The following is a 13,300-nucleotide window of genomic DNA, read 5'->3' as shown; positions in this document are numbered from 1 at the left end:
AGCCTACGATCGCCCGTCCACCCGCGCCAGGAAATCGCCCAGCGCCCGGTTGAACTCCTCGGGCCGCTCCAGGTTGGGCAGATGGGCGGCGCCCTGGACGACGTGCAGCCGGGAGTCGGGCAGGGCCGCGTGCATCTCCTCGGCGTCGCGGACGGGAGTGTAGGTGTCGTCGGCGCCGACGACCACGAGGGCGGGCACCCGCACCCGGGTCAGCAGGGCGCGGTAGTCGGGGCGTTCGGCCCGGCCGCGCAGGGCCGCCGCGGCGCCCTGCGGGGAGGTGGCCGTCATCATGCGGTGGACGTGGGCCTTGACGTCGGGGTCGGCGTAGGGGGCGACCATCCGCTCCAGCACCTCGTCGGCGTAGCCCCGCATGCCCTCGGCGAGCAGCCGGCCGGCCATCGCCTCGCGGCTCCTCCTGCCCTCGGGGGTCTCCGCGGCCGGAAAGGTGTCGGCGAGGACGAGGCCGCGGACGCGGTCGCCGAAGCGGTCGTGGCACTCCATGGCGATCTGGCCGCCCATGGACAGGCCCGCCAGGACGAAGGCGTCCACCTCCAGCAGGTCCAGGAGTGCGGCGATGTCCTCGGCGTGCCGGGAGAGCGGGACCGTGCCGGGGGTGACGGGGGAGGCGCCGTAACCGCGCAGGTCGGGGGCGATCACCCGGCGGTGTGCGGAGAACTCGGCCAGTTGCGGCTGCCACATCGTGCGGTCGAAGGGATGGCCGTGGACGAGGACGAGCGGAACCCGGCCGGTGGTTCCGGGGTCTTTGTCCTCGTACGCGAGGAAGGGAGGCATTGGTCGACCCTAGGTGCCTCAACTGCTCGGTGCAATAAGATCTTTGCTCTCGGTGCAATCGAGGGCACGGCACGGGCAGGGGGACGGGTGGACGACTACCGGCGCATCGCCGACCGGATCGCGAACGACATCGACGGCGGACGGCTCAGACCGGGCCAACGGCTGCCACCGCAGCGGGCGTTCGCCCGGCGGCACGGGATCGCGCCGTCGACGGCCGGCCGGGTGTACGGCGAACTGGTCCGCCGGGGGCTGGTGGTGGGCGAGGTCGGGCGCGGCACGTTCGTGCGGGCCACCGAGCCGGACGGGCAGCCGGGGCACGCGCTGGCCGAGGCGGCGGGAGCCGCGCCGGTGAACCTGGAGCTCAACTACCCGGTCGCCGAGGGCCAGTCGGAGCTGCTGGCCGCGGCCCTCGCCCCGCTGCTGCGGCCGGACGCGCTGGAGCAGGCGCTGCGGCCGGCCGCCGCCGCGGGCACCCCCGCGGCCCGGGAGGCGGTGGCCTCGCTGCTGGCCCAGGGCGGTCTGCGCTCCGCCGCGGCGCGCATCCTGTTCACCGGCAACGCCCGTCAGGCGATCGCCGCGACCCTCGCCTCGCTGGTGCGGCCCGGCGGCCGGGTGGGCGTGGAGCCGCTGACGTACCCGCTGGTCAAGGAGATCGCGGGCCGGCTGGGCATCACCCTCGTCCCGCTCGCGACGGACGCGGACGGGCCGGTGCCGGGGGCCGTGGCCGCCGCCCACCGCGCCGCTCCCCTGTCCGCCCTGTACCTCCAGCCGACCCTGCACAACCCGACCGCGCGCACGGTGAGCGCGGGCAGGCTGGAACAACTGGCCGACGTCGTCCACAGCCTGGGGACACCGGTGGTGGAGGACCGGATCTGGTCCTTCCTGCACCCGGGCGGCACGCCCCCGCTGGCCGCGCTCGCCCCGGGGCTCGTGCACCTCGTCGACGGGCTGTCCAAGCGGGTCGCGCCGGGCCTGACGGTCGGTTTCGCCGTCGTACCGCAGGAGCGTGTCGCGGCGGTGGCGCGGGCCGTCCGCTCCGGCGGGTGGAGCGCGGGCGGGTTCGCGCTGGAGGCGGCCGTGCGGTGGATCGGGGACGGCACCGTGGACCGGCTGGTGGCCGCCAAGCGCGCGGACGCCCGGCGCCGGCAGCGGCTGGTGGCCGAGGAACTGGCCGGGTTCGCCGTACGGTCCGATCCGGCGGCCTACTTCGCCTGGTGGGAGCTGCCCGCGCCGTGGCGGGCCGACACCTTCACCGCCGCCGCGCGGGCCCACGGGATCGCGGTCACGCCGGGTACGGCCTTCTCGGTCGGCCCCGGCAGGACGCCGGACGCGGTCAGACTCGGGCTCGCGTCCGTGCCCGGGCCGGAGCTGAGGCGGGCGCTGCGGACCCTCGCAGACGTCGCACGAGGCGGGCCAGGGGCCGGCGCGGCCGCAGGTACCGGGTGAGCCAGGAGGTGAGGGCCACGGCGAGACCGAGGCCGAGCAGCACCCATCCCGCCGTGCGCAGGGTGCCGGTGAGCGCGTCGTAGACGGCGCCCACGGCCGGGTGGGGTACGTCCGCGGGCAGGTCGGCGAGGGTCAGGCTGCGGCCGACGGCCAGCGCCAGGACGAGCAGGGCGCCGCCGAGGGCCGTGCCCAGCGCGGTCGCGGCGACGGCCCGGCGCCGGCGCACGGCCAGCGCGATCCCGGCGGCGGCGAAGGCGACGGCCGCCACCGGCAGCCAGAACCCGGCGATCTCCATCACGTGGAAACCCTTCCGGAGGGCGACCAGCTCGCCCGCGGGCAGCACGGCGACCGAGGTGTGCTCCACCGGTATGCGCTGGGCGAGCGGCACGTGGTCGAGGGTGAGCTGGCGCTTGACCTGTGCGGTGACGGGGGCGAAGTCGACGGTGACGGCGCGCTCGTCCTCCGCGCGCAGGGCGCGCAGGACGGCGTCGTGCGTCACCCGGTTCCCGGCGTCCCAGGCCAGCCGGAACGCCCGGGTCTGCGTGAAGGAACGCACCGCGTCGTGCACGAAGGGGCCGACGGGGCCGCGTACCGGGTGCACGTCCAGGTGTTGGTCCACCGCGCGCAGGATGCCGTCGCCGACGGTGTCCGCGACCGCCTCGCGTACGTCCGGGTCGGTGGCCAGCGGGGCCATCGCGGTGACGTAGCGGTCCGTGTCGGCGAGCCCGTACGCCGCCCAGGCCGCCAGCGCGCCGAAGGGCACGAGGAGGCAGGACAGGGTGATCAGTACGGCCGACAGGGCGCTCCTGAGGCGTGGGGGCACGCTTCAAGGCAACGGCGCCGGAGGCCGGTGCGCGAGCCGGGGTACTGCGTTCGGGCGGTCATACCGACCGGACGGCGGCCGCCGACGGCGCTCCCCGAGCGGAACCATGTATTCCGCTCTCCGGTGGAGGCTTCACCCGAACGGGTGTTTCCTGGTGCTGGGGAGGCTGGTGGGGCGGGGTGGACAGGGGAGTGCGTGGGCCCCGGCCACAGCGGCCGGGGCCCACGCGCGCGCCGTCCCGCTCACGCGTCCGCACACTCATGCGCGTCCGTCCCGCCAACGCCCACTGACCCGCGTCCGTCCCGCCAACGCCCACTTACGCGCGTGCGTCTCGCCAACGCGCGTCCGCACACTCAACTCACCCGCGTCCGTCCCGCCAACGCGTCCGCACACCGACCCGCGTCCGTCCCGCCGACGCGTCCGCCCGCCGAGCGCATACCGTCCCGCTCAGCGGGTCCGGTGGCCGAAGGCGTCCTCGCGGGTGTAGTAGCGGTAGAAGAACGCGACGAACGTGGCCGCCGACACCAGCAGTGACATCAGCACCGACCTGAGGACCGTCGCGCCGGTCTGGCTGTAGAGGAAGCCGAAGGCGCAGCCGACGAAGGCCGTCCACAGCAGCGCGTGCACCTCCCGCGGCATCCGCGGGGCCAGGACCAGCAGCGCCATGCACACGCCCGCGAACACCGCCGCGCTGACGAACCCGAGCAGCAGGTTCCAGCCGGTGACGGGAGCGCCGTCGCGTCCGTTGGCCGCGACCCAGTAGCCGTAGACGAGGCCCAGCACCACCGGCACGCCGATCCGGGCCATCTTGTGCGTACGGGCGTCGAAGACGTCGGGCGGGCGGGCGCGCACCTCGGTCGTCCGGCCCTCCGCCTCGGGCGTACGGCCGGGCCGGGACATTCCGCCGGGTGCGGGTGCCGCTTGAGCCATGAGAGCACTCCTTCCGCTCCTAGCCCCCGGTCTCCAGGGCACACCCGGGCGGTACGGCCTGGCAAGTCGACCGGGTGGGTGACGCGTGCGGTGACGCGTGCCCGGATGCGCCCCGATGCCCGCCGTGTTTGTCTGAGGGACATGAAGGGCTGCCCGCCGTGACCGAGATGGAGTACGGGCGGCGGCGCCAGGGGATGCGGGCACGCGGGCGGAGCGTCGTCCGGCTGGTGCCCCTGCTGCTGCTCGCCGGGATCGTGCTGGCCGACTTCAACACGGGCGAGCAGTTCCGGATCGTCTCCTGGATCGTCCTGGTCCCCGGCATCGCCGCCGCGATCTGCGGAGTGTGGACGACGGCCGCCCTCAGCCTGCTGTCCGTGGTGACGTACGTCGCCGTCGACGGCGCCTGGCCCGACCAGTACCGGGCCGGCCTGGCCGACTTCATCCTGGTGGCCGTCGGCGGCCTGCTGGCCACCCTGGCCGCCGCCGTGCGGGTGCGGCGGGAACGGCAGGCCCTGCACATCCAGGACATCGCCGAGACCACCCGCCGTACCGTGCTTCGCCCGCTGCCGCCGCGCTGGGCCGGGCTGGAGCACGCGGGGGTGTACCTCGCCGCCGACGTCGACGCCCGGGTCGGCGGCGACTTCTACGACATCCAGCCCAGTCCGCACGGCGTCCGCGTGCTCGTCGGCGACGTGCAGGGCAAGGGCCTCGGCGCGGTGGAGGCCGCCGCCGCGCTGCTGGGCACCTTTCGCGAGGCCGGGTACCACGAGGCGGACCTCGTGACCGTCGCCGAACGCCTGGAGACGCGGATGCGCCGGCACCGTCAGCACACCACCTCGCTCGGCAAGGACGACGGTGACCGCTTCGCCACCGCCGTCCTGATCGGCTTCCCCGAGGACGCCGGGGACGTCATCGAGGTCGTCAACTTCGGTCACGAGCCGCCGCTCGCGGTCGGCCCGCACGGGGTGCGCGAACTGCCCAGCGGCGACGGGGTCCCGCTCGGCCTCGCCGAGCTGGCGGACGGCCTGCCTCCCGTGCACCGCGTGCCGCTCGCCCCCGACGAGACGCTGCTGCTGGTCACCGACGGGGTGACCGAGGCCCGCGACGGGCCCGGCTGCTTCTACCCGCTGGCCCGCGAGATCGACCGCGCCGTCGTCGCCGACCCGGGCCGCGCCGAACCCCGGCGCCTGGTCCGCCGGGTCCGCGACGACGTCCTGCGGCACAGCGGGGGCCGGTTGGACGACGACACCACGGCGTTCGCGGTGCGGCGGACGGCGAGGACGGCGGACGAAGCGCACGAAAGGGGACGTTTGCGGACCTGACGCGTGACTTCGCGGCAGCACCGGTTACGGTGCTGGCTGAAGAGCGGATCACAGGGTCCACGGACCCGCCGGAAGTCAGGGGATCCGTCGGGGACCGCGCGTCCGGGAGGATCTGAGGACCCGTCGGGGGTCATGGATCCGCCGGGACTGCGTGTCCGGCAGGATCCATGGGCCCGCCGGACGTCGTGGACCCGCCGGGGCCAGGCATCCGGCGCCGGTCCGCGGATCCGTCCGGACCTGCGGATCCGTCAGGTGTACAGGGGGAGGACCGATGCCCGGAACCGTGCTGCTGATCGCGGCCTCGCCGCTGGGCCGGGGGCGCCTGGTGGACGCGGCCGGTGTGCTGCCGGTGCTGGCCGCCGTCGCCCCCGCCGTGCTGTCCGGCGCCGACACGGCCAACGTGGTGGAGCTCGCCGACCCGCTGGAGCCGCAGGCCGTCCTCACCCGGCTGCGTGCCGCCGCGGCCGCCCCGGGGCCGCTCACCGTGTATCTCACCGGCCAGCTCCACCTGGACCGCCGGCAGCGGCTGCCGCACCTGGCGCTGGCGCGCACCACCGCGGCCACCGTCCGCTACACCGCGCTGCCCTGGCACTGGATCCGCGAGGAGCTGCGGCTGCGCACCGCGGCGCAGACCGCGCTCGTCGTCGACCTGCACGCGGATCCGGAGGCCTGGATGCACGTCGCCGAGCGCGGGCTCGACTGCGGCCCCACCACCGCCGTCTACGGTCGCGTCGCCCCCGCGGCGCCGGGCCGGCGCGGCACGGCCGAGCCGTCGTACATGAAGGCCGTGGCGACGCTGCTGCGCAGCGGGCACCGGCCGCCGCTCCCGGAGCTCCACGAGCGGGCGCTGGCGCGCACCGACGAGTCCGGCACGGGGCGGCACCTGGTGCTGGCGAGTGCCGGCGGCTTCGCCCACGGCCCCGCGTACCGTCCCGCACCGCCTCGCCCGCGAACCCCGGACGTACCTCCCCTCCCCGGCACTTCCGCCCAGGCGCCGGCCGCGCCGCCTCCCCCCGCACCGCAGCACCCGGCCGCGCTCCCGGTGGAGCCCCATGCCGCCATCAGCGCCGCCGTGCGGGGCGGGCGGCACGACGAGGCCGACGCGCTCGCCGCCCGGTACGAACTGGCCGCCGTACGGGCGCACGGGCCCGCCTCCGAGGACGCCCTGCACTGGAGCGAGGTCCGGGCGGACCTGGCGATGTTCGCGGGGGACGCGGCGCGCAGCTGCCGGGCCTGGATGGCGGTGGCCGGGGTGCGGCTGGCCGCGGGGCAGGCCCCGGACGCGCCCGCGGTGGAGTCCGCCGTGGACCGCGCGCACCACCAGTGGGGCCGTATCGAGGACGCGGCGCGGGCCCGTGAACTCGGGCCCGCGCTCGCGGAGTTGAGACTCAGGGTGCCGGGGCGCCGCGACGGCGCGCTGGAGAACGTCCAGCGGCAGCTGCGGCAGCTCCAGTCCCGGTAGGCCTCAGCGGGTGAAGGTGAAGTACTTCCAGGCGCCGTGCGTCGTGGAGTTCACGATGTCACCGGAGGCGCTGTTGACGTACGACGAGCGGGTCCGGAAGTGCCAGCCGACGTCGCCGCCGTGGTCCCCGGTGATCTGCACCCTGGACACGCCGTCGCGGCCCAGCGCGAAGTAGGCCGGGTCACTCGGGTACCAGCGGCCCTGGTAGTAGACCTCGAGCTCCATCTTCTGCTGCCGGCCCGGGTAGTACGGCATCTTGGTCGTGATCAGCGGGTTCTTGTTCTTGTGGAAGAAGTAGTACGTGTGGTTCCACGTGTACTTCGACGTGTAGTGGTTGCCGACCGACGTGGACACGCTCACCCGGGCGCCGACCGTGGCGGAGGCGGTGGCGGACGCGTAGCGGGAGTCGCCCGAGAACTTCGCGGAGACCTTGGTGTCCCGCTTCAGGTCCAGGGTGACCGACAGGTCGCCGTGGGAGTTGACCTTGCCGGACTTCACCAGCTTGTTCGGCTTGTCCGAGCCGAACGGGTCGGCCCAGATCTCCACCGTGCGGTTCTTGTAGGTCTTCCCGAGGTGGGCCGTGAACTTCACGTCCTTGCCGTACGAGTAGACCTTGCCGTTGTTGTCGACCGTGAGCGTCGGCTTCGCACGCGAGACGGCGACGGTGTCCGAGCCGGAGCCGGCCGTCCGGTCGGCGTCACCGGCGTAGGCCACCGTGTACTTCACCTTGCCGCCGGCCGGCGGGGTGTCGGTGAAGGAGAAGGTGCCGTCCGCCTTGGTGGTGGCCGAGGCGAGCGCCTTGCCCTTCGGGGAGTCCAGGTCGGTGCGGGTGACGGTCAGCCTGGTGCCGGCCGGCAGCGCCGCCTTGGCGGTGACCTTGCCCTTGACGGTGAGCTTCTTGCCGCGCGCCGCGGTGGCGGGGGCGTCCACCGTGACGGTGGTGACCGCCTTGGTGGGCGCGGTCAGCACGCGCAGGGAGTGGACACCCTCGCTGTTGGAGGTCACAGCGAACAGCCGTGAGCCGTCCGGCGCCCAGGCCAGACCGGCGTCCGCCAGCAGGTCGGAGCCGCTGGTGTGACCGGTGTTGGGGAAGTCGTAGGTGCGGACCGCCTCGCCGATGCCCGGCCGGAAGATGTAGACGTCCGGTTCGTAGGAGCCGTCGATGCCGGCGGCGAGCGTGCCGTCGGGGGCGATGGCGACGGAGTTCGGGTAGGCGTCCGTGACGTACTTGCCGTCCTCGTTGAGGTCGGAGGTCCGGAACACCTGCTGGTAGTACGGCGCACCGCTGGCCACCACGACGTCCTTGCCGTCGGGGGTGACCTGGAAGTCGCCGAGGTTGCTGCCGGCCTCGCGGGTGCTCGCCAGCCTGGTGGCGGAGCCCGAGGAGACGTCGTACGAGGCCAGTTCGACCGGGCTCTGCCCGGGCGCGCCCGCGACCAGCACGTTCGTGCCGGGAGCCGCGTCCAGCAGCGGTGCCGAGTACCAGGAGCCGCCCTGGTCGAGCGTGACCTCGTGCTGCTCGCTCGTCAGGTCCACGGAGCCGATGCCGCCCGCGGCGGCGCCGCCGTAGCCGAACCACAGCCTGCCGCCCGCCAGCGCCACGCTGAGCGGCTTGTCGCCGACCGTGTACCGGGTGGTCTCGGCGTCGGTGGCGGTGTCGATGACGGCGACGGCGTCCAGGTCCTGCACGGCCGCGTAGAGCGTGCCGGAGTCGGCGGACAGTTCCAGGCCGCTGACGCCGGAGAGGTTGGTGGTGAGCTGCTTGACGACGTCGCCGGCGTAGTCCGTGACGACGATCTTGCCGTTCAGCGGATCGCTGACGAAGACCTGCCGGTGGACGCCGTCGACGACGATGTCACCGGTCTGCCGGACGGGCAGGGGCTTGCTGGAGTCGGCGAGCGCCGGAGTGGCGGCCAGGGCCGCCGAGCTGAAGAGGACCGCCACAGTGGTGGCCGTCGTGAGAGTACGCATACGCACGCGGATTTCGAACCCCCCGGAACGAAAGAAGGCATGAGCGCCACGCGGCTCGCTGTCGTGTGAGTCCCCGGTGAGCCGTGCGTGGCGGATGGGTGAAGACTAGGTCGGGAAGACTAGGTCATGCCACTGACAAAAACGTGAGCGCCCCCGAGACCGGCGTGCGGACACCCGGGCCGGCCGAGGACGGATCGGGTGCGAAGTGCGGGGTGGCGCGGCGGGGAGTTCTCAAGGCTGTGCGGGTGAGTCGGCCACCGGGACGGGCGCCGGGTCCGCCGCGCGGGCCGGCCCGGCGTTCGCCGCGATGATCAGGGACGCCGCGGCGATCACGGCCGCGGCGACGGCGCGGCCGGTGGAGGGGCCCCCGCTCACCCGGACCCGCGACGGGGCCAGGCCGGGGGTGGGGCGTCCGTAGGGTGCGGATGTACGTCCGGGCACGGCGACCTCGCAATACCACAGCGGCGTATTAAGCAGGTTTAACCCGCCGTTTAACCTAGAGGTTGCGAGAGGCCAACGGCAAGAGGCAGCAAGGGAGTTGGGGGACCACATGATGCGGGAACGCGACGATCCGCAGGTCATCGGGAGGCGGGTGCAGCAGCTGCGCGGCGAGCGCGGGCTGACCCAGCGGCAGCTGGCGGAACCGGCGTACACACCGGCCTACATCTCCACCCTGGAGGCGGGCCGGGTGCGGGCCTCCGACACGGCACTGCGGCACATCGCGGACCGGCTCGGCGTGGCCTTCGAGGAACTGGCCGTGGGCCGGCCCGCCCACCTCGCCACCGACCTGCGGCTGCGGCTCACCGAGGCGCAGCGCCTCCTGGCCGACGGCAGGGCCGAGGAGGCCGCCGGGCAGTACACGGCGCTGCTCGCGGAGGCCGAGACGCACGGGCTGGGCCACGAGCAGGCCAAGGCACTGCTGGGCCTCGGTGAGTGCGCCCTGGAGACGGGCGAGTTGACGCGCGCCCGGGAGTGCTTCGAGCGGGCCGAAGGACGCCTCGCCGGCGAGGCGCTGCCGGTGCGGGTGCCCGCGGTGCGCGGCCGGGCGGTCTCCCACTACCTCGCCGGGGAACTCCGCTACGCGGTCTACCTGCTGGAATCCACCCTCGACGAACTGAACCGCGGCGGCCTGCACGACCCCGACGCCCTTCTGCTGCTCTACGCCAGTGCCATCGGCCCGTACATGGACATGGGGGCCCACGCCCGAGCCGCCCAGGCCGCCGAGTTCGCCCTCGCGCTCGCCGCGCAGGCCGCCGACCCCGCGCTGATCGCCCGGATGCACCGCTCGGTCGCCCGCACCCTGCTCGCCGAGGGCCGGGTCGCCGAGGCGGACGCGTCCCTGGCCAAGGCCGCCGAGCTGTACCGGCAGCTCCAGCTGCGCACCGAGCTGGCCAACTGCCACTGGATGCGCGGTTACGTGCACGCCCAGAACGGCGGACTGGAGGCGGCGGAGAGCGAGTTGCGGCAGGCGCTGGCCATGCTCTCGGAGACCCGGGCCGCCCTCTACCGCAGTCAGGCGGCGGTCGAACTCGCCGACGTGCTGCACCGGCGGGGCAAGTCCGCCGAGGCCGCGGAACTGCTGGAGGGCGTCCTGGGCGACTTCTCCTCCGAACGCGGCGCCGTCCACGCGGCCGCGGCCCACCGCCTCCTCGGCATCATCGCCGAGGACACCCGGGACACCGAGGCGGCGGAGGAGCACTACGTTCGCGCGCTCAGCATCCTGGAACGCGCGGGCGCCGCCGGCGACCTGGCCGACCTGTGCCGTCTCCTGGGCGACCTGCTGCGCCGCACGGGCCGCGTCGAGGCGGCCCTGGACGCCTACCGCACCGGCCTCGGGCACCGCACGACCCCCGGCACCACCACCCTGGGCCCGGCCCCGGCCCAGCCCCCGCTGTGAGGTGCGTGCGGCGCGGTGGGAGCGGGTGTCGGGGGGCCACCGCTGTGGGCCGAGCCCGTCGTGGGCCGCATGCCGGTACGGGCGCGCATGTCCGGGCCCGCCGGCGCCCGTGCCGGGGAGGCTCCCGGTGCGGGGGTGCCGGGGAGCCTCCCAGGTGCCGGGGAGTCTCACAGGTGCCGGGGAGTCTCCCAGGTGCGGGGTGCGGGGTGCGGGGTGCGGGGGTGCGGGGTGCGGGGTGCGGAGGTATTCAGGCATCCCGTCTCCGCGGCGCCCCGTCTCCACGGCATCCCGTCCCCGCGGCACCGTCTCCACGGCATCCCGTCCCCGCGGCACCGTCTCCGCGGCATCCCGTCTCCGCCGCACCCCGTCTCCGCGGCACCTCGGCATCCCGCTGCCCCGGCGTTCCGGGCCCCCGTGCGTCAGACCTGGGCCCTGCCCTGCCTGCGGATGTCGGTCAGGCGCAGTGCGCCGATCTGGACGGCGGCCTGGGTGGCGTCGTTCGGCACGTCGCCGAGGCCGCCGTTGGTGAGGGCGAAGGAGTCCTCGCCGACCCGGACGGCGGCCAGGTCCATGGTGAGCACGTACCGCTGCCCGTCCTCCGCCGTCGTGCCGAGGCTGATGCGCAGCCCCTGGCGCGCGTCCCCGACCTCGGGCAGCGGGGCCTCCATGACCCGTACGTCCTCCAGGAGGCCCGTCTCGGTGGTGGCCGTGAACTCGGCGCACTGCGCGGGCAGCGTCTTCAGCCAGGCCAGCGCGCGGTCGACGTCCGCCGGGCGGCGCGCGCCGATCTGGTAGCGCAGCTGGGCGTCGGTGTCGGCGTCGTCCAGGCCGACGGTCACCCGGGCCGGGGCGCCGAGGAGTTCGTCGCTGTAGAGGGCGTCCAGCAACCGCTGGCACTCCCCGGCCGTGGTGGCCGCCTTCAGCAACCCGTCCCGCCAGGTCGCCGCACCGCGCGTCGAGGTCCAGGGGGCGCCGAGGTCGGACTGGGTGATGAGCGCGGCCTGCGCCTGTTCGTCGCTGAGCGTGGAACCGTCGGCCCGGGTGGACGCCGCGGGCGTCGGGCTCGCCCGGTCGATCGTCGGGAGCGGGTACGGCGCGGTCGCCGGATGCCGTAGGCCGAGGGCCGCGCAGCCGCCGACGGCGAGCAGGCCGGCGGCTGTCAGGGAGAGGAGGAGACCACGGGGGCGTATCTCGGCGGTCATCAAGGTGCCTCCTGGGCTGCGTGCCGGTCGGGGGGCCGGTGGGGGTGCCTTCTCTCACGGCACCACCGCCCCGACCGCCCCACCAGCGCTCCGGTCCGTCCGGGTGAGCCGCCACGGAGCACGCGGGTCCGCGCCACGGCGCGTCACGCGGTTTTGGTGCCCTTGAGTGGTCATCGGGCCGTGGGCTCCGGAGCGGTCACCGGCGTCGGTGCTTCCGGGCGGTCACGCGGGTTTGTGCTTCTGAGTGGTCATCGGGCCGTGGGCCCCGGAGCGGTCACCGGCGTCGGTGCTTCCGAGCGGTCACGCGGGTTTGTGCTCCTGAGTGGTCATCGGGCCGTCGGCCCCGGAGCGGTCACCGGCCGTCGGTGCCCCCGCCGTCACGGGCCGTCGGTGTCCCCGGGCGGTCACCGGGGCCCGCGTTCCCCGGAGCCGTCGCCGCGTGCCGGCCTGATCTAAGGTCGGCACGTCGGAAGGAGTCCCGCTGTGACCGGTCAGCCCATCCCCGTGATCATCGACTGCGACACCGGCGTCGACGACGCCCTGGCCCTGCTGTTCGCCGTACGCCACCCGGGCCTGGATCTGCGGGCGGTCACCTGCGTGGCCGGTAACACGGACGTGGACGGCGTGGTGCGCAACACCCTGACCGTGCTGGAGCAGGCGGGCGCCCCCGACATCCCGGTCGGCCGGGGTGCCGAGCGCCCGCTGATCGAGCCGGCCCGCTCGGCCCGCCACGTGCACGGCAGCGACGGCATGGGCGACCTCGGCCTGCCCGCGCCGACCCGGGCCGCGGCCGCCGAGGACGCCGTGACCCTCCTGCGCCGCGAGATCCTCGCCTCTCCGCGCCCGGTGACCCTCATCCCGACCGCGCCCCTGACCAACATCGCCCTGCTGCTGCGCACCCACCCCGAGGTGACCCGCAACATCGAGCGGATCGTGTTCATGGGCGGCGCGGTGGCCACCGGGAACGCCACGCCGGTCGCCGAGTTCAACGTCTGGCACGACCCGGAGGCGGCAGCGGTGCTGCTGACGGCCGGGGTGCCGATCACGATGTACGGCCTCGACGTCTTCATGCAGGTCGTCGTCCCCGGCCCCGAGGTGCACCGGCTGCGCGCGAGCGACGAGCCCGGGACCCGCCTGGCCGGCGACCTCCTCGCCCACCGGCCGACCGCGCAGGGCGGCGCGCCCGAGGCGGAGGAGGCGGGCGGCCTCGGGGACGCGGGCGCGGTGTGCGCTGTCGCCGACCCGCAGGGCATCACCACACGCCTGCTGCCGGTCGAGGTGTCCCTCGCCCCCGGCCCGGCCCGCGGCCAGACCCTCGTCGACCGGCGCCCCCGCCCGGGGGAGTCCGAGATCCACGAGGGCCACCGCGAACAGTCCCTCGTCGACGTCGCCCTGCAGGTGGACGTGGACCGCTACGTGAAGCTGTACCTGGACACGGTGGAGCGCCCGTAGGCC

The 13,300-nt window shown here is 74.7% G+C and carries 10 protein-coding genes; 5 read left to right on the top strand and 5 right to left on the bottom strand.

Annotation, left to right across the window (positions count from 1 at the left end; translation table 11 throughout):
- Positions 1 to 3 precede the first annotated feature (3 nt).
- On the bottom strand, positions 4 to 792 hold the full coding sequence (locus tag ABVB68_RS02560; RefSeq protein WP_353599186.1) for an alpha/beta fold hydrolase: 789 nt from the start codon (positions 790 to 792) through the stop codon (positions 4 to 6).
- Positions 793 to 879: 87 nt separating this feature from the next.
- On the opposite strand from ABVB68_RS02560, the gene ABVB68_RS02555 reads away from it, so the two are divergent.
- Positions 880 to 2,238: an aminotransferase-like domain-containing protein gene (locus ABVB68_RS02555; RefSeq protein ID WP_353599185.1), complete on the top strand. Its 1,359-nt coding sequence runs from the start codon at positions 880 to 882 to the stop codon at positions 2,236 to 2,238.
- On the opposite strand, the gene ABVB68_RS02550 is transcribed toward ABVB68_RS02555, so the two are convergent.
- Both ABVB68_RS02550 and ABVB68_RS02545 read right to left on the bottom strand, forming a co-directional pair.
- A complete protein-coding gene (locus tag ABVB68_RS02550; protein WP_353599184.1) occupies positions 2,126 to 3,061 on the bottom strand; it encodes a hypothetical protein in 936 nt (311 codons plus the stop codon). The two genes, ABVB68_RS02555 and ABVB68_RS02550, sit on opposite strands and share 113 nt — an antisense overlap.
- A gap of 447 nt (positions 3,062 to 3,508) precedes the next feature.
- The gene (locus ABVB68_RS02545; protein ID WP_353599183.1) at positions 3,509 to 3,991 is read right to left on the bottom strand and encodes a hypothetical protein; all 483 of its coding nucleotides are present in this window, start codon (positions 3,989 to 3,991) and stop codon (positions 3,509 to 3,511) included.
- 167 nt (positions 3,992 to 4,158) lie between these two features.
- Between ABVB68_RS02545 and ABVB68_RS02540 the strand changes: the two genes are divergently transcribed.
- Together ABVB68_RS02540 and ABVB68_RS02535 are read left to right on the top strand one after the other, a co-directional pair.
- Entirely contained in the window at positions 4,159 to 5,313 is a 1,155-nt protein-coding gene (locus ABVB68_RS02540) for a PP2C family protein-serine/threonine phosphatase (protein WP_353599456.1), read from the top strand.
- A gap of 271 nt (positions 5,314 to 5,584) precedes the next feature.
- The gene (locus ABVB68_RS02535) at positions 5,585 to 6,775 is read left to right on the top strand and encodes a hypothetical protein (protein WP_353599182.1); all 1,191 of its coding nucleotides are present in this window, start codon (positions 5,585 to 5,587) and stop codon (positions 6,773 to 6,775) included.
- Positions 6,776 to 6,778: 3 nt separating this feature from the next.
- On the opposite strand, the gene ABVB68_RS02530 is transcribed toward ABVB68_RS02535, so the two are convergent.
- A complete protein-coding gene (locus tag ABVB68_RS02530) occupies positions 6,779 to 8,746 on the bottom strand; it encodes an Ig-like domain repeat protein (protein WP_353599181.1) in 1,968 nt (655 codons plus the stop codon).
- Positions 8,747 to 9,299: 553 nt separating this feature from the next.
- Between ABVB68_RS02530 and ABVB68_RS02525 the strand changes: the two genes are divergently transcribed.
- Positions 9,300 to 10,643, top strand: coding sequence for a helix-turn-helix domain-containing protein (locus tag ABVB68_RS02525; RefSeq protein WP_353599455.1), 1,344 nt, complete (start codon positions 9,300 to 9,302; stop codon positions 10,641 to 10,643).
- Between the two features lie 419 nt (positions 10,644 to 11,062).
- On the opposite strand, the gene ABVB68_RS02520 is transcribed toward ABVB68_RS02525, so the two are convergent.
- The gene (locus ABVB68_RS02520) at positions 11,063 to 11,845 is read right to left on the bottom strand and encodes a hypothetical protein (RefSeq protein ID WP_353599180.1); all 783 of its coding nucleotides are present in this window, start codon (positions 11,843 to 11,845) and stop codon (positions 11,063 to 11,065) included.
- Between the two features lie 483 nt (positions 11,846 to 12,328).
- On the opposite strand from ABVB68_RS02520, the gene ABVB68_RS02515 reads away from it, so the two are divergent.
- Positions 12,329 to 13,297, top strand: a complete 969-nt coding sequence (locus ABVB68_RS02515) for a nucleoside hydrolase (protein WP_353599179.1) — start codon at positions 12,329 to 12,331, stop codon at positions 13,295 to 13,297.
- Positions 13,298 to 13,300: the final 3 nt, after the last annotated feature.

The sequence above is a fragment of the Streptomyces sp. NPDC096012 genome, assembly GCF_040426375.1.
Taxonomy (GTDB): Bacteria; Actinomycetota; Actinomycetes; order Streptomycetales; family Streptomycetaceae; genus Streptomyces.
This window is presented reverse-complemented; position numbering and strand designations above follow the sequence as displayed.